At 64.0% G+C, this 17,941-nt stretch carries 21 protein-coding genes and 1 pseudogene; 12 read left to right on the top strand and 10 right to left on the bottom strand.

The annotated features are described in order from the left end of the window. Positions 1 to 56: 56 nt before the first annotated feature. Positions 57 to 920 carry a DUF559 domain-containing protein gene (locus NY08_RS11485; protein ID WP_045196469.1) on the bottom strand — a complete coding sequence of 288 codons (864 nt, stop codon included), beginning with the start codon at positions 918 to 920 and terminating at the stop codon, positions 57 to 59. Positions 921 to 1,157: 237 nt separating this feature from the next. Here NY08_RS11485 and NY08_RS11480 point away from each other — a divergent pair, with 237 nt between their 5' ends. Both NY08_RS11480 and NY08_RS11475 read left to right on the top strand, forming a co-directional pair. After that, positions 1,158 to 2,543 carry an ATP-binding protein gene (locus tag NY08_RS11480; protein ID WP_045196467.1) on the top strand — a complete coding sequence of 462 codons (1,386 nt, stop codon included), beginning with the start codon at positions 1,158 to 1,160 and terminating at the stop codon, positions 2,541 to 2,543. Beyond that, positions 2,543 to 4,489, top strand: coding sequence for a vWA domain-containing protein (locus NY08_RS11475; protein ID WP_045196465.1), 1,947 nt, complete (start codon positions 2,543 to 2,545; stop codon positions 4,487 to 4,489). The genes NY08_RS11480 and NY08_RS11475 overlap by 1 nt, the downstream gene beginning before the upstream one ends. Here the strand turns inward: NY08_RS11475 and NY08_RS11470 are convergent, their stop codons facing one another. The 7 genes from NY08_RS11470 to rpmB form a co-directional block, all read right to left on the bottom strand. Then, complete coding sequence (locus tag NY08_RS11470; RefSeq protein ID WP_045196462.1) at positions 4,490 to 5,062, bottom strand: DUF1707 SHOCT-like domain-containing protein; 573 nt, start codon at positions 5,060 to 5,062, stop codon at positions 4,490 to 4,492. A gap of 25 nt (positions 5,063 to 5,087) precedes the next feature. Continuing rightward, a complete protein-coding gene (locus NY08_RS11465) occupies positions 5,088 to 5,552 on the bottom strand; it encodes a hypothetical protein (RefSeq protein WP_032395756.1) in 465 nt (154 codons plus the stop codon). A 46-nt stretch (positions 5,553 to 5,598) separates the two neighbouring features. Continuing rightward, a complete protein-coding gene (locus NY08_RS11460; RefSeq protein ID WP_032395755.1) occupies positions 5,599 to 6,525 on the bottom strand; it encodes an AEC family transporter in 927 nt (308 codons plus the stop codon). Between the two features lie 85 nt (positions 6,526 to 6,610). Beyond that, positions 6,611 to 6,865, bottom strand: coding sequence for a 30S ribosomal protein S18 (rpsR, locus tag NY08_RS11455; protein WP_008719028.1), 255 nt, complete (start codon positions 6,863 to 6,865; stop codon positions 6,611 to 6,613). Positions 6,866 to 6,881: 16 nt separating this feature from the next. Further along, positions 6,882 to 7,187, bottom strand: coding sequence for a 30S ribosomal protein S14 (rpsN, locus tag NY08_RS11450; protein ID WP_045196459.1), 306 nt, complete (start codon positions 7,185 to 7,187; stop codon positions 6,882 to 6,884). Positions 7,188 to 7,190: 3 nt separating this feature from the next. Next, positions 7,191 to 7,361, bottom strand: a complete 171-nt coding sequence (gene rpmG, locus NY08_RS11445; RefSeq protein ID WP_170944568.1) for a 50S ribosomal protein L33 — start codon at positions 7,359 to 7,361, stop codon at positions 7,191 to 7,193. After that, on the bottom strand, positions 7,358 to 7,594 hold the full coding sequence (gene rpmB / locus NY08_RS11440; protein WP_045196454.1) for a 50S ribosomal protein L28: 237 nt from the start codon (positions 7,592 to 7,594) through the stop codon (positions 7,358 to 7,360). Before rpmB ends, rpmG begins: the two co-directional genes overlap by 4 nt. Positions 7,595 to 7,731: 137 nt before the next feature. Here rpmB and mrf point away from each other — a divergent pair, with 137 nt between their 5' ends. The 7 genes and pseudogenes from mrf (at position 7,732) to NY08_RS11420 (ending at position 13,418) form a co-directional block, all read left to right on the top strand. Continuing rightward, positions 7,732 to 8,964: a ribosome hibernation factor-recruiting GTPase MRF gene (gene mrf, locus NY08_RS11435; RefSeq protein ID WP_045200231.1), complete on the top strand. Its 1,233-nt coding sequence runs from the start codon at positions 7,732 to 7,734 to the stop codon at positions 8,962 to 8,964. Next, entirely contained in the window at positions 8,961 to 9,221 is a 261-nt protein-coding gene (locus NY08_RS11430) for a type B 50S ribosomal protein L31 (protein ID WP_045196452.1), read from the top strand. The genes mrf and NY08_RS11430 overlap by 4 nt, the downstream gene beginning before the upstream one ends. Before the next feature lie 3 nt (positions 9,222 to 9,224). Next, complete coding sequence (rpmF, locus tag NY08_RS25520; RefSeq protein WP_032388658.1) at positions 9,225 to 9,392, top strand: 50S ribosomal protein L32; 168 nt, start codon at positions 9,225 to 9,227, stop codon at positions 9,390 to 9,392. A 26-nt stretch (positions 9,393 to 9,418) separates the two neighbouring features. Further along, positions 9,419 to 10,477: a VIT1/CCC1 transporter family protein gene (locus NY08_RS11425; protein ID WP_045196450.1), complete on the top strand. Its 1,059-nt coding sequence runs from the start codon at positions 9,419 to 9,421 to the stop codon at positions 10,475 to 10,477. Between the two features lie 66 nt (positions 10,478 to 10,543). Further along, positions 10,544 to 11,350 carry a hypothetical protein gene (locus NY08_RS25845; RefSeq protein WP_144407353.1) on the top strand — a complete coding sequence of 269 codons (807 nt, stop codon included), beginning with the start codon at positions 10,544 to 10,546 and terminating at the stop codon, positions 11,348 to 11,350. Positions 11,351 to 11,434: 84 nt separating this feature from the next. Continuing rightward, positions 11,435 to 11,536: pseudogene (locus tag NY08_RS25515) on the top strand (RtcB family protein); the annotation flags it as partial. A gap of 163 nt (positions 11,537 to 11,699) precedes the next feature. Then, positions 11,700 to 13,418 carry a metallophosphoesterase gene (locus NY08_RS11420; RefSeq protein ID WP_045196448.1) on the top strand — a complete coding sequence of 573 codons (1,719 nt, stop codon included), beginning with the start codon at positions 11,700 to 11,702 and terminating at the stop codon, positions 13,416 to 13,418. A gap of 66 nt (positions 13,419 to 13,484) precedes the next feature. Here the strand turns inward: NY08_RS11420 and NY08_RS11415 are convergent, their stop codons facing one another. Together NY08_RS11415 and NY08_RS11410 are read right to left on the bottom strand one after the other, a co-directional pair. After that, positions 13,485 to 14,546, bottom strand: a complete 1,062-nt coding sequence (locus NY08_RS11415; protein ID WP_200893189.1) for a magnesium and cobalt transport protein CorA — start codon at positions 14,544 to 14,546, stop codon at positions 13,485 to 13,487. A gap of 180 nt (positions 14,547 to 14,726) precedes the next feature. Continuing rightward, a complete protein-coding gene (locus NY08_RS11410) occupies positions 14,727 to 15,044 on the bottom strand; it encodes a PASTA domain-containing protein (protein WP_045196446.1) in 318 nt (105 codons plus the stop codon). A 77-nt stretch (positions 15,045 to 15,121) separates the two neighbouring features. Between NY08_RS11410 and NY08_RS11405 the strand changes: the two genes are divergently transcribed. Genes NY08_RS11405 through NY08_RS11395 form a run of 3 tightly spaced genes read left to right on the top strand, consistent with a single transcriptional unit; the run spans position 15,122 to position 17,930 of the window. Beyond that, on the top strand, positions 15,122 to 15,736 hold the full coding sequence (locus tag NY08_RS11405; protein ID WP_032395748.1) for a trimeric intracellular cation channel family protein: 615 nt from the start codon (positions 15,122 to 15,124) through the stop codon (positions 15,734 to 15,736). A gap of 56 nt (positions 15,737 to 15,792) precedes the next feature. Further along, a complete protein-coding gene (locus NY08_RS11400; protein ID WP_045196444.1) occupies positions 15,793 to 16,479 on the top strand; it encodes a response regulator transcription factor in 687 nt (228 codons plus the stop codon). Beyond that, positions 16,479 to 17,930: a HAMP domain-containing sensor histidine kinase gene (locus tag NY08_RS11395; RefSeq protein ID WP_045196442.1), complete on the top strand. Its 1,452-nt coding sequence runs from the start codon at positions 16,479 to 16,481 to the stop codon at positions 17,928 to 17,930. The genes NY08_RS11400 and NY08_RS11395 overlap by 1 nt, the downstream gene beginning before the upstream one ends. The last annotated feature ends 11 nt before the right edge of the window (positions 17,931 to 17,941 follow it).

The following is a 17,941-nucleotide window of genomic DNA, read 5'->3' as shown; positions in this document are numbered from 1 at the left end:
GAACTCGAAGTTATGGATGGATCTCCAGCGAAATCCGTCCATAACTTCGAGCTCGGCTAGACCTTGGCCCCCGCGGCGCGCAACTTGTCGCGAACCCGCGCTGCGACTTCCCACGGATCGGCGCGCAGTTGCAGTGCGCTCACCCGAATCACCGTCCAGCCCATTGATTCCAGAAGGTGTTGACGCTCGATATCCCAGGCTCGCTGCCTTTCGTCGGACCAGTGCTGCTCGCCGTCGTACTCCACCGCCACCTTCCACCGTGCCCAGCCGATGTCGATGCGGGCGAACACCCTCCCGTCCGGACCCATCACCTCGATCTGAGTTTGCGGTCGAGGTAGTCCCGCGTTCATGAGAGCCAGTCTGGTGCGTGTCTCCTGTGGTGATTCCGCACCGGCGTCGACCAGGGCGAGCACGGCCCTGAGCTGAACGATGCCGCGGGCACCTCGATGATTCTCGGCAAGCCGGGCGATGTCGTGAACGCCGACTCCGGTGGCGCGGCACAGTGCATCCAGCCGTGCGACGGCGGTTCCGAACGGCCTGCGTCGGCCGAGGTCGTATGCAGTTCGCGCCGCTGTGGTGACGACCAAGCCGTCGACAGTCTCGGACTCTTCGGGCAACAGCTCGTCGAAGCCGATCCGAAGCCCGCCCAACTTCTGTCGATGTTCGGCCCAGACGAGCTCGGCATCGTGGTCCGCGGAGATCCAGCCCGATCCGTGCACCGCCGCGGCACTCAGGCCGGAGACCACTGCCTTGCCTCGCGAGTACAACCACGCTGCCCTTGCCTTGGTCGGCGCATCCAGTTCGGAACCCGGGTCGATGTAGACGTCACGATAGATTCGACGAAAGTGCTGCCGAAGCTGCTGGCGGGTGACCAACCCGTTTGCCAGTGCCTCGGATCCGACGAACGGTGCGCTGTCCATTCATGCACAGTGGCATCGGATTCAGGCGAATAGTGGGCCGAGCGCCGGCTGTGGATGAACAAAATTGTTGTCCACAGTTATGCCGCTGTGATCAATATCGGGCCGAGATGTGTATCGGCTGCCGAGCTCGAAGTTGTGGACAAAATTCGCCCGATTATCGTCCACAACTTCGAGCTCGGCAGAACGGGTGTTCGTCACTGCGTGGCAGCATCGGCCAAACGCTCGTAGCGTGGAGAAGTGACCTCTACCAAACCTGGCATCTCAACACTCGGCGAACTCAAGGCATCCGGACATCGGCAGCGGTCGATCAAGGAAGAGTTGCGGGAAAATCTTCTGAAGGCATTGCGTGACGGCACCGATCCGTGGCCGGGGATCGTCGGTTTCGGATCGACGGTGTTGCCGCAGTTCGAGCGCGCGATTCTGGCCGGTCACGATGTTGTGCTGCTCGGCGAACGCGGTCAGGGCAAGACGCGTCTGCTGCGCACCCTGAATCTTCTGCTCGACGAGTGGGTGCCGGTGATCGCCGGAGCGGAACTGGGCGAGCATCCGTACGAGCCGATCACCCCCGCCAGCATTCGCAAGGCCACCGAACTCGGCGACGACCTGCCCGTCGAGTGGCGTCATCGCAGCGAACGGTACGCCGAGAAGCTCGCGACCCCGGATACCTCGGTGGCGGACCTCGTCGGTGACGTCGATCCCGTCAAGGTGGCCGAGGGCCGCAGCCTCGGCGATCCCGAGACGATCCACTTCGGACTCGTGCCCCGCAGCCACCGTGGCATCGTGGCGATCAACGAGCTGCCCGACCTCGCCGAGCGCATTCAGGTCTCGCTGCTCAACGTCATGGAGGAGCGCGACATCCAGGTCCGCGGTTACACGCTGCGTCTGCCTCTCGACGTGATGCTGGTGGCGAGCGCGAACCCCGAGGACTACACCAATCGCGGACGCATCATCACCCCGCTCAAGGACCGCTTCGGCGCGGAGATCAGGACGCACTACCCCCTCGAACTCGATGCCGAAGTGGCCGTCATCGACCAGGAGGCGGAGCTGCAGGCAACTGTTCCCACCTATCTGCTCGAGGTGCTGGCTCGATTCACCCGGCTGCTGCGCGAGTCGCCGTCGGTCGATCAGCGGTCCGGCGTCTCCGCTCGCTTCGCTATCGCAGCGGCCGAAACCATCGCTGCCGCAGCCGTTCACCGAGCAGCGATACTCGGCGAGGCCGAGCCCGTGGCGCGGCCGGTGGATCTCGGCACCATCATCGAGGTGCTGCGCGGCAAGGTCGAGTTCGAGTCGGGTGAGGAAGGCCGTGAAATCGAGGTCCTCGAGCACATGTTGCGCCGGGCGACTGCCGACACCGTTCGAGCTCACCTCGGCGGAATCAACCTCGCAGCGCTGGTGGCGGCGGTCGAGACGGGCGAACCCATCGTCACCGGCGACCGCATCACCGCCAAGGCGTTGCTCGACGAGTTGCCCGACGTCGAGGTGATCGGCGACATCCACGAGCGACTGAACGCCACCTCGGACGGCGAGAAGGCCGCCGCGGTCGAACTCGCACTCGAAGGGCTGTACCTGGCGCGCCGGATCTCCAAGGATCCCGACGACGACGGTCAGACGGTGTACAGCTGATGCGTCGCTCCAGATACGGGCGCTATCACGACGGACCGGATCCCCTTGCGCCGCCGGTGGATCTGCGAGAGGCGCTCGACGCCATCGGTGAGGACGTGCTCGAGGGTGCGTCGCCGCGTCGGGCGCTGCAGGAGATGCTGCGCCGCGGGACCAAGAACATGCGCGGGCTCGACGACCTGGCAGCCCAGGCCGCCAAGCGTCGACGAGACCTGTTGAAGAAGAACAACCTCGACGGCACGTTGCAGGAAGTGCGCGAGCTGCTGGACAAGGCAGTGCTCGAGGAACGCAAAGTATTGGCGCGCGCGCTCGACGATGACGCACGGTTCCAGGAGATGCAGATCGGTGACCTGTCACCGTCCACAGCGCAAGCAGTGCAGGAGCTTTCGGACTACGACTGGCGCTCGTCGGAGGCACGCGAGAACTACGAGAAGATCAAGGATCTGCTCGGACGCGAGATGCTGGACCAGCGTTTCGCGGGCATGAAGCAGGCCCTCGAAGGTGCAACCGACGAGGACCGTCAGGCCATCAGCGAGATGCTCAAAGACCTCAACGAGTTACTCGACGCCCACAACAAGGGCGAGGACACCGATGAGCAGTTCGAGCAGTTCATGGACAAGCACGGGCAGCACTTCCCGGAGAATCCGTCGAGCGTCGAGGAGCTGTTGGACTCCCTGGCCCAGCGAGCCGCGGCCGCCCAGCGGCTCCGTAATTCGCTGAGTCCCGAGCAGCGGGCCGAGCTCGATGCGTTGGCGCAGCAGGCCTTCGGTGACTCGAACCTGTTGAGCCAGCTCGATCAACTCGATCAGAATCTGCAGCAGGCCCGGCCCGGTGAGGATTGGGACGGCTCGCAGAACTTCCGCGGCGAGAACGGCATGGGACTCGGCGACGGCACCGGTGCACTCCAGGACATCGCGGACCTCGAGAACCTGGGCAATCAACTCTCACAGCAGTACAACGGGGCTGCCCTGGACGACATCGACGCCGATGCGTTGCTGAAGCAACTGGGGCCGGAAGCCGCGGCCGATGCGCGGATGCTCTCCGAGCTCGAAAAGGCGCTGCAGCAGCAAGGTTTCATGGACAAGGGTGCCGACGGTCAATGGCGTCTGTCGCCGAAGGCGATGCGGCAGTTGGGGCAGTCGGCACTGAAGGATGTGGCGGGAAAGCTGTCCCGACGCGGCGGCGAGCGAGACACGCGCAAGGCAGGCGCGATGGGTGAGCCCACCGGTGCGTCGCGAGCGTGGGAGTTCGGTGACACCGAGCCGTGGGACGTCACCCGCACGGTCAACAATGCAGTACTGCGATCAGCGGCAACAGGATCCGGTTTCCCGGTGCAGTTGCAGGTGACCGATGTCGAGATCAGCGAGACCGAGACGCGAACACAGGCTGCCGTGGCACTGCTGGTCGACACGTCGTTCTCGATGGTGATGGACGGTCGATGGGTGCCCATGAAGCGCACAGCACTTGCACTCAATCACCTGGTGAGCACTCGATTTCGCGGAGACGATCTGCAACTGATCGGATTCGGCAGGCACGCGCAGACATTGACGGCCTCCGAGCTGGCCGGGTTGGACGGTGCCTACGACCAGGGCACCAATCTGCACCACGCGCTGATGCTTGCGGTTCGGCATCTGCGACGTCATCCCAATGCGCAACCGGTGGTGTTGATCGTGACCGACGGTGAGCCGACGGCGCATCTCGAGCCCGACGGCCACGCGTATTTCGATTACCCACCTTCGTCGAAGACGCTCGGGCTGACCGTGCGTGAACTCGATACCGTCGCCAAGCTGGGTGCGCAGGTGACGATCTTCCGGCTCGGCGACGATCCAGGCCTCGCGCGAGTGGTGGACAAGATGGCCGAGCGGGTGGGCGGACGCGTCATCGCGCCGGATCTCGACGGACTCGGAGCAGCGGTGGTGACCGACTACCTCAAGCGTCGGCGATCGTAGCTACTTCTCCGCTGCCTTGATCTCCACCGACACGCCACCCCAGAAGGCGAAACCGGTGATGATCACGCGCGGCGCGCCGGGATGCGTCGCGCTGACGTGTTCGAAGCCGCCCATGATGCCCATGCCGCGCACTTCGATGCTCACTCCGGGTGGCACGGTGACCTCGATGCCGCCCATGATGGCGACGCAGTTGATGGTGGTTTCCTCGGCGGCGAAGGACGCGCGGCGTAGGTCGAGTTCGATACCGCCCCAGAAGGCGAACGCGTCGATGCGCGCCGCGGGGGTCCACTGTCCTTTCCTCACAGCACCGCTCATGATCGCGATCACGCGGTCGTTCGAGGAGCCACCGGGCGGTGCGGCCGCTGGGGGAGGGGAGAGAACCAGGTCGCCGGTCAGCAGGTCGAGTTCTCCGTAGGTCTTCGCCTGGTACACCGCGGCGGTGCGCTCGTCGTATTCGCTCACGGTCAGTTGGCCGTTCGCGAAAGCGTCGCTCAGCAACTGCGCGACGAGGTTCCTGTCCGCATCGGCTGCGCGAATCCGGCTCCGATCTCGGTCGGGGAGATGATCGCTCACTGGCCGGACACTACCGAAGCCTGGGTCAGGCCGCATTCAGGATGGTGCGGCTCCCGAGCGGTGACGCGAGAGTTATCTGCATGGTGGCGTAGACGGCAACCATGATGCAGGACTTGTCCGCGGCATCGGGCCGGGTGCCGGTACGCAGTTCGATGGTGACGGTGGTGTCGGTCTCGGTGACCGACGCGTCGGCTCCGTAGCACTCGGGAGTGCCGGTGACGAAGTGGACCGCGATGGTGTTGGGGGAGATCTGGCTCCACGACTCGAACGGGGTGGTGGTGGCGCGGATCAGATCGGCCGTCGGCTCGAACATCGTGCCGACGTCGCCGACGGGCACCTCGTGCGGAACCGGAGGGGCGCTGGGTTGCTGGGCGAACCCCACTGGGGAGGTGGAACCGACTGTCGGGGTTGTGTCCTCGTCGCCACCGGAGGCGGTGCTGCAGCCGACCAGCAGCAGGCACAACATGACACCTGCAGCGAGAAACCTCATGAATCCAACGTAGCGCCGGGAGCTGAGGAGAACCTTTGTGTTCGGCTCATGCGAGGAAGACCGTCACGAGCGCTATGACGGGGATCGAGACGAGTGTGGTCACGAACGCGGTGTCTCGGGCGAGCACAACACCGCGCTGGTAGCGGCTGGCGAAGACGAACACGTTCTGGGCTGTCGGTAGTGCCGACACCACGACGATGGCGAACAGATCGTGCCCGTCCAGACCGAAGACGAACCGGGCCATGAGGTAGCCGAGCAGGGGCTGGAGTGCCATCTTGAAGACCGTGGCCAGAGCGACGTCCCGCCGCGGGCTGATGCCCTTCTGCAGCACCCGCGCACCGTAGAGGGACAGGCCGAAGGCGAGCAACGCGCCGGGGACCGACGCATTCCCGACGAGTTGGAACGGCTGCATCAGTGCCTCGGGCAGCTCGAGCCCGGTGATCGACAGCACCAGTCCCGCTGCGCCGGCCAACACGATCGGGTTCCGGAACGGCGTCGTGACGGTCTTGAACAGGGAAACCTTGTCGACCTTGGTGGAGATGTCGAGAATCGTCACCGCGATCGGGGTGTAAATCATGATCTGGAACAGCAGCAGAGGAGCCACGAAGTTCGCGTCGCCCAGCACGAACACGGCGATCGGGATGCCCAGGTTGGCGGCGTTGACATACGAACTTGCCAGTGCGCCGACGGTCGCGTCGGGCACGGTCCGTTTCAGGGCGAGCTTGGCTATGACGAAATAGATCGCTCCGACGAGCAGTGCCGTGGAACCGGCGACGGCCAACACGGGCGAGAGGATGACCGACAGGTCCGAGTTCGCCAACGTGACGAACAGCAACGCAGGGGTCGCGACGAAGAAGACGAGACGGCTGAGGACGAACTGGCCGTGCTCGCCGAGCACCTTCAAGTGGGCGAGGAGGTAGCCCAGGGCGATGACGACGAAGATGACGGTGAAGCCCTCGAGGACGCCGGACATCTACGAACTGCTCATCTCTGGATCGGGAACGACAGAGAGGCCACGTAGCCGATGGCTACGTGGCCTCTCCGAAAGAAAGTGTGGATCAGCGGCTGGTGAACGGCAGCAATGCCATTTCACGAGCGTTCTTCACCGCGACAGCGACCTGGCGCTGCTGCTGCGGGGTGAGCCCGGTGACCCGACGGCTGCGGATCTTGCCGCGGTCCGAGATGAACTGACGAAGGAGGTTGATGTCCTTGTAGTCCACCGTGGTCACCTTGGCGGCGTTCAACGGGTTCTTCTTCGGTCGACGGCCTGCCTCTGCGCGGACCTTCTTCGACGGTGCTCTCTTGACTGCCATCTGAAACCTTTTCCCTTTACCAGCTCGACTTGTGGACGCCTGGCAGTTCCCCGCGGTGAGCCATCTCGCGCATTTTCACGCGGGACAGCCCGAATTTCCGAAGGTAACCGCGCGGACGTCCATCCGCAGCGTCACGATTGCGTAATCGTACCGGACTCGAATCGCGCGGCAGACGCTGCAGTGCTGCTCGAGCCTGCGCACGCTCGGAGTCGCTGCTCGAGGGCTTGCGGATGGTCTCTTTGAGCTCTGCTCGACGCGTTGCCCACCGGGCGACGACGATCTTGCGTTGCTCGTTCTTCGCGATCTTCGACTTCTTCGCCACTGTCTACCGCTCCTCTCGGAAATCCACGTGCTTGCGCACGACCGGGTCGTACTTCTTCATCACCAGTCGGTCGGGATCGTTGCGACGGTTCTTGCGGGTGACGTAGGTGTAGCCGGTACCGGCGGTCGACTTCAGCTTGACGATCGGACGGACGTCCGTGCTCTTGCCCATCAGATCTTCTCCCCGCGTGCGCGGATCTTGGCCACCACGGCGTCGATGCCGTCGCGGTCGATGGTCTTGATGCCCTTGGTCGAGAGCGTGAGGGTGACGCGTCGGCCCAGGCTCGGCGCGTAGTAGTTCTTGCGCTGGATGTTCGGGTCCCACCTGCGGCTGGTTCGCACGTGAGAGTGCGAGACCGATTTTCCGAATCCGGGGGTGCGGCCGGTGACTTGGCAGTGCGCTGACATGAGCACTCCTTTCTTGCCGTTATGACAATCGTTTTCGACAAAGCGTGTTCTCGAATGTAGCGTGCATTCGCAGGTAATGACAATCGTTGTCGAGAAGAAGGGTGCTCGTGAACAACTCACCGGACGATCGAACCCCGATGGTCCTCGTCTCCGGCTGGACCGGAGCCATGGACGCGGTCGTGACATCACTGCTCGCGCCGGGCACCGTCGCGGTCAGCCACGATCTGAGCCGCGTCGCCGAAGGAGTCGTGCGTCGCACACTGTCCGTACTGGGGGAGGAACCGCGCGAGAGCATTCTGGAGCTGGCGCACGGCTGCGTCTCGTGCACCCTTCGGGAGGATCTACTGCCACTGTTGCGGGCACTGTCGACGCGCAGCAACGTCGATCGCATCGTGCTCGCCATGGACCCCGCGCTCGAGCCCGAGGCACTGTGCTGGGCCGTGGACAACGTCGTCGTTGCGGGTGTCGTCGGGCAGATCGACGGCCCGGCCTCGCGTGACGTCCGGATCGAGGCAGTGATCGACTGCCTCGACGCCGCAACCTGGTTGGCCGACGCCACCGGCGACGACGCGTTGGCCGATCGAGGCGTCGTCGCCAGTGGCGACGACGATCGAACCGTCGCGCAGTTGGTGGTCGGGCAGGTCGACTACGCCGATGCACTCGTCGTGACCGCAGGTTCCGACGTCGACGCGTGGGAACGCGCCCGGCTCGCTGCGGTCCTGGCGCGGTTGGCCCCGAATGCTCCCGTCGTCTGGGTGTCCCAGGACGCACTGGTCGATGCCCCGGCACTTCTCGCGAGTGTCCCTGCCGATGCACGACGCGGTGCGATCAGCGACGCGCACTCACCGCTGTTGCGCGGACAGCCGCCACTGACCGTCGATTGCGGCATCACCCTGGTCGAGTTCACCGCCACGCGGCCGTTCCATCCCGAGCGGTTCCACGAGGCGATCGACGTATTGCTCGACGGTGTCGTCACCGCACGGGGGCGGGCGTGGGTGGCCACTCAGCCCGACGAAGCTCTGTGGATCGAATCGGCAGGCGGCGGCCTTCGCGTCGCCAGCGCCGGAAAGTGGCTTGCCGCAATGACTCCGGAGCAGCAGGACCGCGTCGACGCCACCCGTCGGGCAATGTCGGCGCTGCGGTGGGACGAGAAGTTCGGTGATCGAGACACGTCGCTTGTCATCCTCGTCCACGAGGCCGACCCCACCGAGATCGACCGAACCCTGCAGTGGGCGTTGGTGTCCGACGACGAAATGGCAGACCCTGCGGCCTGGTCCGCCTGGAACGACCCATTCGGTCAGTGGCACGAAGACCCCTGCGAGAGCAGCGAATCCCCTTACGCAGAACAATCACGAGAGGCAACAGAATGAAACCAGGCATCCACCCCGACTACCACCCGGTCGTGTTCCAGGACTCGAGTACCGGCAACAAGTTCCTCACCAGATCCACCGTCACGTCCGCCCGCGAGACCGAGTGGGAAGACGGCAACACCTACCCGCTGATCGTCGTCGACGTCTCGTCGGAATCACACCCGTTCTGGACCGGAGGCGCCCGCGTGATGGACACCCAGGGACGCGTCGAGAAGTTCGAGAAGCGATACGGCCGACGAAGCCGAAAGGACTCCTGAATCATGGCTGTTCCGAAGAGAAAGATGTCGCGCTCGAACACACGGAGCCGTCGCGCGCAATGGAAAGCCGTTGCTCCCGATCTGGTGACCGTGCGTTTTCAGGGCCGAGAGTTCAGAGTGCCGCGGAGACTGGTCAAAGCAGTGCAGACCGGGGTGTACGACCCGAGCTGACTCGCGACGGGTCTATCTTCACTTTCATGAACGATGGACCCAGTGCGCGAGATGTGAAGCGGTGGCGCCAGTACCTCGCCGACGAGCGAGCCGAGGCCGCCGTCTATCGCGATCTGGCAGGCCGACGCACCGGCGAGGAACGCGAGATCCTGCTCGCACTCGCCGATGCGGAGGGCCGCCACGAGCAGCACTGGCGACATCTGCTCGGCGATCGGGTCGGAATGCCGCTCAAAGGTGACATCCGCACCCGCATCCTCGGGGTGTTGGCACGTCGCTTCGGTTCGGTGTTCGTACTCGCGCTGGCCCAACGAGCGGAAACCCGTTCGCCGTACGCCACCGACGCCGACGCGACGGAGGCGATGACGGCCGACGAGCAGATCCATGCGGAGGTCATCAGGGCACTGGCGGCCCGCGGCCGCAATCGATTGTCCGGAACGTTCCGGGCCGCCGTGTTCGGTGCAAACGACGGACTGGTGAGCAACCTCGCTCTCGTTCTGGGTATCAGCGGCTCCGGGGTGTCCAACCAGATCGTCCTGGTCACCGGCCTCGCGGGACTGCTCGCCGGCGCGCTGTCGATGGGGGCGGGCGAATACGTCTCTGTCCGTTCACAACGCGAGTTGCTCGAGGCGTCGTCGCCGGACAGTGGGGCGCGCGATGCCGTTCAACACCTCGACGTGGACGCCAACGAACTGGCCCTGGTCTACCGAGCCCGAGGGATGACCCACGAGGAGGCCGACGCCAAAGCGGCGGAAGTACTGCGCGTACTCCCTGCCGACGAGATGGCCCCCGACGTCGACCAGCACGAGTCCATCGGAACCGGCCTCGGTGCCGCCGGCGCCAGCTTCTGCTTCTTCGCCTCCGGTGCCGTCATCCCGGTGTTGCCGTATCTGCTCGGCCTCGAAGGCTTTGTGGCCCTTGCCGTTGCCGCCGTCCTCGTCGGAATCGCGTTGATCTGCACAGGCCTGGTGGTGGGACTGCTCAGCGGTGGGCCGCCGGTCAAACGCGCTCTGCGACAACTGGCTATCGGCTACGGCGCAGCCGGGGCGACGTATCTGTTGGGCTTGGCATTCGGTGGGGGTGTGTAGGGCCCTACTGATGGGCGAGATTGCACAGGACCTGTTCTTGTCGGTGGGTCGGCCGACAATGTCCGCATGCCCATCATCGATCTCACTCGCGAGGATCACTCCTACTTCATCGGCCTGTTTCAAACTGACGGTCATCTCGAAAGCGGGAAAGGGCAAAAAGGAAAAGCAACCATCGAACTGGCGGGTGTCGATATCGACTTGCTGATGCGGCTTCCGCAACTGTTCGAAGGCGTCAGATCGTCGGTATCGACGAGAACGCGTACGACGAACTTCTCCTCTGATTACACAAGTGCCACTTGGCGTATCTGCAACCTCGCGTTCCGACGTGAACTGGAGTCGTGCGGAGTTCCACCCGGTCGCAAGTCCAACCAGGTGGCTCCGCCTGTCGGCCCGTTTCATCAGCGGGGATACTTCCGTGGATTGCTCGATGGCGATGGCAGTGTCGGATTCACTCGGACGGGTGCGCCTTTCGTAGGTTTCGTTACGGCCTCGTCTAGCTTGGCGGACTTCTTCTGCTCGACCGTACGCACAGTTAGCGGGGCTCTTCGCACGCCAAAACGCAACACTCGCGACGACGTGTTCTCGTTGATTGTCGCGAACGACCCAGCGGCGCGTCTGGCTGAGTGGGCCTACCCTCCAGGTTGTTTCGCGCTGGATCGAAAGCGATTGGCGGCAGAGTCAGTCGCCGCTTGGAGGAGGCCACCGGGAATGCGTGCTCGCCCACTCCTAGGAAAAAGGTCGTGGTCGGCGGAGGAGGACGCTATTGCGTTGTCCTCGACCGTGAAGGAGGCAGCCAGAGTGCTCGGCCGAACGGAGAGCGCCGTAGTCATCCGTCGCTGGCGACTTCGGCACGCGGACGGCACCGATGCCTGAGCGGGCGGCGACGGCGTTGTATTTCTCATTTCAGTAGGACGGCAGGTGCCCAGGGTACCCAGATGACGACTTCGTCGACGAGATCCCGACGCCTACAAGTCGATCGATGTCGTGATGGAGGACGCCCGCGACCTGGTGAGCATCGAGCACGAACTGCGGCAGATCCTCAACGTCAAGGGGACCTAGATCGACCTCCCGTCGTGCATGGAAATTCGTAGTGGGTTACGAAGTCCCGTGCACGACGGGATTGTCCGCGTTCGTCCCGTTGTGCATCGGTGTTCTCGTGTTGTTCACCCAACAACTTCGCTTGGTTAACGGATAGAGAGAGCGTCACCGTCACCATCGAGGCATGACGCTCAATCCCGCAGGCGAAACCGTCGCGACCGGAATCCCGGGCACGCTCGCCGAGAACATGACCATGGCCGAGCAGCACGATTGGCATCGGTCGTTCCTGCGGCGGCACCCCGTCAGTCGACGCAACTTCCTGGTGGGAGCCGCCGCGACGGCCGCCGCGGTAGGCGTCGGGAACTCGGTGTTCGCGCGAACCGCGTACGCGCAGGACGCCCCGCTGGCCGTGGCCGGACGGCACATGGGCTTCGGAAACGATCCGGCGACGCAACTGCGGTTCTCGGCACAGCTCTCTCGTAATCCCGGGCTCACCGGTGTCTTCCTCGATCACGGCCCCACGCCCGCACTCGGCGCTACGACGTCGGCCGAGGTACGCAACCTGATCAGTCAGGTTCCACAGACCGACGGCGGAATTCTGCCGGCGGAGCAGTATTACGTACATGTGCCCATCGACAATCTGACGCCCAAGCTGCCGCACTACTACCGCTGGCGCACCGCCGACGGCTTCGTCAGTGACATTCGGAGCGCGTCCCCGGCCCTGCCGACCGGTCGCATCGCACCGTTCCGGTTCACGATGATGGGCGATCAGGGCGTAGACGAAACACCCTCGCAGCCGCCAGGTTTGGTTGCCGGCGACTATGACGACCAGTACTACAAGGCGGACAACGAGCCGTCGGTCAAGCACGCGCGCAACATCAATCGGCAGATCGAGGCCTCGCACCCGGACTTCCACATCCTCGCCGGCGACATCGCGTACGCGGACCCGTCGGGTGCCGGTCTGCCGCCGCAGTTCGCGAAGCACGGTCAGACCCCACCGAAGGGATTCGACAAATTCAACCCGTTCGTCTGGGACGGCTATTTCCAGGCGATCGAGGCCAGTGCATCGACCGCGCCGTGGTTGTTCGCCACCGGTAACCACGACATGGAAGCGCTGTACAGCCCCAACGGCTACGGCGGACATGCCGCGCGGCTCGATCAGCCGACCAACGGACCCAAGGGATGCCCGTCGGCGTACTCGTTCGTCTACGGCAACACTGCCGTTCTCTCGCTCGACGCGAACGACGTCAGCTACGAGATCAAGGCCAACACCGGTTACAGCGGTGGAGCCCAGAACACCTGGGTGGAACAGACATTGGCGAAGTACCGTGCCGATCCGAACATCGACTTCATCGTCTGCTTCTTCCACCACTGCGCGTATTCGACCACGTCGACGCACGCGAGCGACGGCGGCGTCCGCGACGCGTGGGTTGCGCTGTTCGACAAGTACCAGGTGGATGTAGTGCTTCAAGCCCACAATCACGTCTTCGAGCGCACCGATCCCATTCGTGGCAACCGTGCGACGCGGGTCGCCGGTGACAACGCCACGGTCAACGGAAAGACCGACGGCACCGTGTATTACACAGTCGGCGGTGGTGGTCGTCCACGCTATACGTTCCAGGACGGTGAGGGCGTGAGCTACCGCGGCAAGGAGTTGCCCGACACGGCAGTTCCGAACAGTTACGTATGGGCACCGGACGGCACCAAGTCGGCCGAGTCCATCACCTGGTCTCGGGTGCGATTCCTCAACTACTCGTTCGTCAGAGTCGATGTGGTGCCGGGTATTCCGGGCATCACCGCCAGCAGGATGACGATCGGCGCGATCGACGAATACGGAAACGAGTTCGACCGTCTGACGTTCGAGCGAGACATCCCGGTGGGTCCGGTGTTCGGTTCGTCCTAGTGCCTGCGGCAGTGGTGTGGCTGAGTGCCGTGGAGGGCACCTAACCGCACCACTGCGCTGAGCGCACTACAACCACTTCTGACGCTTGAACACCACGAACAGTGCAGTGGAGCAGATCACCATGGCGATCAGAGCCATCGGATAGCCGAGTTGCCACGTCAGTTCCGGCATGTCCTCGAAGTTCATGCCGTAGATGGCGGCGATCAGCGAGGGCGCGAAAAGTATTGCGCCCCAGGACGAAATGCGTTTGACCTGTTCGTTCTGCTCCAGGCTGGCCACGGTCATGTTGCGCATCTCCTCGTTCTGCTGCTGCGCAACGATGGTCGAGTGCACGGTCAACGCATTCTGCAGGTTGGAGCGGAAGGACTCGATGCGGTCGGACACGCGGATCGCGTGATCGTGCACGTCGCGCAGGTATCGCTGCAGTTCCACGTCGACGTTGTACTTGTCCGAACCGCGCTTGAGTGATTCGATCATCTCGACGAGGGGCTTTGCGGCACGGTCGAATTCGGACACCTCACGGAGCAGTGAGTAGATGCGACGCGATACCGACGGGTCGCCGGTGAACAGCTGATCCTCGATCTCGTCGATGTCGTTCTGCAGTCCGGTCACCACCGGGACGTACTCGTCGACCACTTGATCGAGGATGCCGTAGAGAATTGCCTCGGGGCCGAGTTGGAGCAGTTCGGGAGATCCTTCGAGCCGCTTGCGCACCATTGCCAGATCGGGGGATTCGGCATGGCGAATGGTGACGACGAAATCGGGTCCGAGGAATATGTGCAATTCGCCGAATTCGACCTTTTCGGTCTCGTCGATGTATCGAGCGGGTCGGAGAACGACGAACAGTTGCTCGGCGTACCGTTCCAGTTTCGGTCGCTGATGGGCTGCAATGGCATCTTCCACGGCTAGGCGGTGCAGACCGAACTCGCCTGCTACAGCATTGATTTCGCTGATCTCGGGGCGGTACAGGCCGATCCAGGCCATGCCGTGCCGCTCGCGCATCAACTCGAACGTGATGTCGAGGCTCTCGGGATTGGCAGTGCGTTTGCCGTCGACGTAGACGGCATTGTCGATGATCGGCACCTGTTCGTTCACCTCGGCTCGAGAAGGAAATGTGCCGGACGGCATCACGACCGAGACTATCTCCTGCGAAAATGGGCGGTGATGTTCGGCGCAGCCATCACCGCGGGTGCGACGCCGATCACAACGCCGCATCCCTCATCGGCCGCAGGTTGTCACGCTCAGGTGGCAGACCCCAACGGGGTGATCCGGGAATCTGCCACACCTCGAGGTGGCCGTGCGGCTGGTCTAGTCGCCTATGACGATCACTTTGATCTCCGCGTTCTCGCTGACCTTCACCCCGACCGGGAAGTTGAGGCCGATCACGCGGGCGTCGGGGCGGTCGTAATTGACGGTGACGTTGTCGAAGCCTGCGTCCTCCAGGGCCGCGATGGCCGCAGATTGGGACATTCCGATCACGTCTGGAATTCTTTCGCGATCCGGAGCAGCTTGAGCGACTGCGCCGCCACCGAGCGCGATGGCTCCCGTCAATGCAACAGTGGCGACGGCTTTCTTGAATTCGATACGCATGATGTTCTCCTCGGGTGAGCCGGAATCTTCGAACACGACGGTGCCCCTCAATTCTAGGTCCGACCTCGGGTTTTGCTGTGAGGTTTCTGCCAGCACCATGACATGCTGATCCGATGCTTCTCGACGTACTCGGATTGATCGGTATCGCGGCCTTTGCGGCGTCGGGGGCGTTGATCGGAGTGCATCGCCGGTTGGATCTGTTCGGGGTCTGCGTCGTCGGAATCACGACGGGCATCGGCGGCGGAATCATTCGCGATCTGCTGCTCGGCATCCACCCACCGACGTCACTGGACACGTGGCCGAACCTCACGGTCGGCTTGTTCGCCTCGCTGGTCGTGTTCGTTGCGCACCGACAGATGGGCAAGGTCCGGCGCGGTGTTCTGGTGCTCGACGCCTTCGGGATGGGACTGTTCGCATCGACCGGTGCGACGATCGCGTTGGCTGCCGGCGGTAGCGCGTTGGCGGGAGCTCTCATCGGCACCACGACGGCGGTGGCAGGCGGCGTGATCCGAGACGTGCTGGTCAACGAAGTTCCCCTGCTGCTGCATCGGGACCTGTATGCCCTGCCGGCCATGCTCGGTGCGACGGCCGTCGTGTTGGCCGATGCCGCGACCCTGCCGGAGAACGTAGGTCTGGTCGCGGGAACCCTGCTCGCGACGGGGTTGCGCCTGCTCGCGCTGTGGCGAAAGTGGAACCTCCCGCTGGCGAAGCACCTACCGACGCTCTAGGTCGAAATCCGCACCCCTCTCAGACATATCTCAGTCGACCAGGACAAACTGTACGAATGAGGATATTGGTGGTCGACGACGATCGGGCAGTGCGTGAGTCGCTGCGCAGGTCGCTGACGTTCAACGGGTACACCGTGGACCTGGCGGTCGACGGGCTCGACGCGCTCGAGCAGGTCGCGGCGGCGCGTCCCGACGCCCTGGTGCTCGACGTGATGATGCCTCGCCTCGACGGCCTGGAGGTGTGCCGTCGATTGCGCAGTGTCGGTGACGACCTGCCGATTCTGGTGTTGACGGCACGGGACTCGGTGTCCGAGCGTGTCGCAGGCCTCGACGCCGGTGCCGACGACTACCTGCCCAAGCCGTTCGCGCTCGAGGAGCTGCTGGCTCGCCTGCGCGCTCTGCTTCGGCGTACCGCGATGGAAGCGGGCATCGACTCGGAGACCATGACGTTCGCGGACCTGTCGTTGGACCCGGTCACTCGTGAGGTCTCGCGCGCCGACCGCTCGATCAGCCTCACCCGGACCGAATTCTCGTTGCTCGAAATGCTGATGACCAATCCGCGTCGAGTCCTCACCAGAAGTCGCATCCTCGAGGAAGTCTGGGGTTACGACTTCCCGACGTCGGGCAACGCGCTCGAGGTGTACGTCGGGTACTTGCGGCGCAAGACCGAGGCGGAGGGGGAGTCGCGGCTGATCCACACCGTTCGCGGTGTCGGGTACGTCCTGCGCGAGACGCCCCCGTGATGGTCGCTTCGTTCGGGCGAAAGTCGGCCGACAATGTCGGCTCCTCGCCGACGGCGATGCGGCCACCGATGCCACTGACACGGTCGGTGTCGCTGCGGTGGCGGGTGACCTTGCTCGCGGCCTCCGTCGTCGCAATTGCGGTGGCGGTCATGGCCATTGCCGCGTACACGGTGGTATCCCGAGCACTGTACGGCGATGTGGACACTCAATTGCGTTCGCGTGCTTCGGCTCTGGCGGAGTCCAGTCTGGTGTCCTACGACCCGCGGTTCGTCGCTGGGGCAACGTTGTACAGCACCGATGTCAGTGTCGCGCTGATCTATCCGGACATGTCCAGCTACAACCCGCCCGGGCCCAAGGTGCCGATCGGCGATGCCGAACTCGCTGTGGTGAGCGGAGAGCAGGAATCGTCGCTACGCACACTCGACGATCAGCGGGTACTGGCACTACGCACCAAGGACGGCAGCACTCTCGTCGTCGCACAGAGACTACTGCCGACCGGAAAAGTGCTCGACCGCCTGGCGTGGGTGCTGCTGATCGTCGGGGCCTGCGGCGTGGTGCTGGCGGCTGGAGCAGGTATGGCCGTGGGGCGCACCGGTTTACGCCCGATCGCCCGACTGACCGCGGCTGCCGAACGGGTGGCACGCACCGACGACCTGACGCCGATCCCGGTGACCGGCGACGACGAGTTGGCGCGTCTGACCGAGAGTTTCAACACGATGCTCCGGGCACTTGCCGAATCTCGCGGCAGGCAGAGCAGATTGGTCGCCGACGCGGGCCACGAACTTCGCACCCCGTTGACTTCGCTGCGGACCAACATGGAGTTGCTCATCGCGGCGGGACGCCCAGGAGCGCCGTCCATCCCGGACGAGGACATGGCCGAGTTGCGGACCGACGTGGTGGCGCAGATTCAGGAATTGTCCACCTTGGTGGGTGATTTGGTCGATCTGGCGCGAGAGGACGCGCCGGAGACGGTGTTCGAGCGAGTCGATCTCGCCGATGCCGTCGAACGCAGTCTCGAACGAGCACGCCGCCGTCGCAACGAGATCGACTTCGAAGCGACGTTGATGCCGTGGTTCGTCTACGGCGATCAAGCAGGACTCTCGAGAGCCGTGCTGAATGTGCTCGACAACGCGGCCAAATGGAGTCCCAGCGGTGGTGAGGTGCGAATCGCGATGCGGCAGATCGGCGATGGCCTGCTGGAATTGACGGTCGACGACGCGGGCCCCGGTATCCCCGAGGAAGATCGCGAGCTGGTGTTCGAGCGCTTCTATCGCTCGACGGCGTCGCGTTCGATGCCCGGATCCGGTCTGGGACTTGCCATCGTGCGGCAAGTGGTCGTCAAGCACGGCGGCACCATCGGAGTGGAGGTGTCCGAGCGGGGCGGCGCGTCGATACGAATCGTGTTGCCCGGCGAGGGTGCTCCTGATCCCACCACACTCTCGGCAAACTGATAGCCGGATCT

It is taken from the genome of Rhodococcus sp. B7740 (genome assembly GCF_000954115.1).
Classification (GTDB): domain Bacteria; phylum Actinomycetota; class Actinomycetes; order Mycobacteriales; family Mycobacteriaceae; genus Rhodococcoides.
Note: the sequence above shows the minus strand (reverse complement) of the source record. Positions and strands in the feature narration are given on the sequence as shown.

What these genes read in the sequence shown, in the direction of transcription:
- rpmB (WP_045196454.1), bottom strand. Translation starts at nt 7,594, where the DNA reads ATGTCAGCGCACTGCCAAGTCACCGGCCGCACCCCCGGATTCGGAAAA.
- NY08_RS11425 (WP_045196450.1), top strand. Translation starts at nt 9,419, where the DNA reads ATGAACGATGGACCCAGTGCGCGAGATGTGAAGCGGTGGCGCCAGTAC.
- mrf (WP_045200231.1), top strand. Translation starts at nt 7,732, where the DNA reads ATGGTCCTCGTCTCCGGCTGGACCGGAGCCATGGACGCGGTCGTGACA.
- NY08_RS11475 (WP_045196465.1), top strand. Translation starts at nt 2,543, where the DNA reads ATGCGTCGCTCCAGATACGGGCGCTATCACGACGGACCGGATCCCCTT.
- NY08_RS11400 (WP_045196444.1), top strand. Translation starts at nt 15,793, where the DNA reads ATGAGGATATTGGTGGTCGACGACGATCGGGCAGTGCGTGAGTCGCTG.
- rpsR (WP_008719028.1), bottom strand. Translation starts at nt 6,865, where the DNA reads ATGGCAGTCAAGAGAGCACCGTCGAAGAAGGTCCGCGCAGAGGCAGGC.
- NY08_RS11430 (WP_045196452.1), top strand. Translation starts at nt 8,961, where the DNA reads ATGAAACCAGGCATCCACCCCGACTACCACCCGGTCGTGTTCCAGGAC.
- NY08_RS11420 (WP_045196448.1), top strand. Translation starts at nt 11,700, where the DNA reads ATGACGCTCAATCCCGCAGGCGAAACCGTCGCGACCGGAATCCCGGGC.
- rpmF (WP_032388658.1), top strand. Translation starts at nt 9,225, where the DNA reads ATGGCTGTTCCGAAGAGAAAGATGTCGCGCTCGAACACACGGAGCCGT.
- NY08_RS11460 (WP_032395755.1), bottom strand. Translation starts at nt 6,525, where the DNA reads ATGTCCGGCGTCCTCGAGGGCTTCACCGTCATCTTCGTCGTCATCGCC.
- NY08_RS11485 (WP_045196469.1), bottom strand. Translation starts at nt 920, where the DNA reads ATGGACAGCGCACCGTTCGTCGGATCCGAGGCACTGGCAAACGGGTTG.
- NY08_RS11415 (WP_200893189.1), bottom strand. Translation starts at nt 14,546, where the DNA reads ATGCCGTCCGGCACATTTCCTTCTCGAGCCGAGGTGAACGAACAGGTG.
- NY08_RS11405 (WP_032395748.1), top strand. Translation starts at nt 15,122, where the DNA reads ATGCTTCTCGACGTACTCGGATTGATCGGTATCGCGGCCTTTGCGGCG.
- NY08_RS11395 (WP_045196442.1), top strand. Translation starts at nt 16,479, where the DNA reads ATGGTCGCTTCGTTCGGGCGAAAGTCGGCCGACAATGTCGGCTCCTCG.
- NY08_RS25845 (WP_144407353.1), top strand. Translation starts at nt 10,544, where the DNA reads ATGCCCATCATCGATCTCACTCGCGAGGATCACTCCTACTTCATCGGC.
- NY08_RS11465 (WP_032395756.1), bottom strand. Translation starts at nt 5,552, where the DNA reads ATGAGGTTTCTCGCTGCAGGTGTCATGTTGTGCCTGCTGCTGGTCGGC.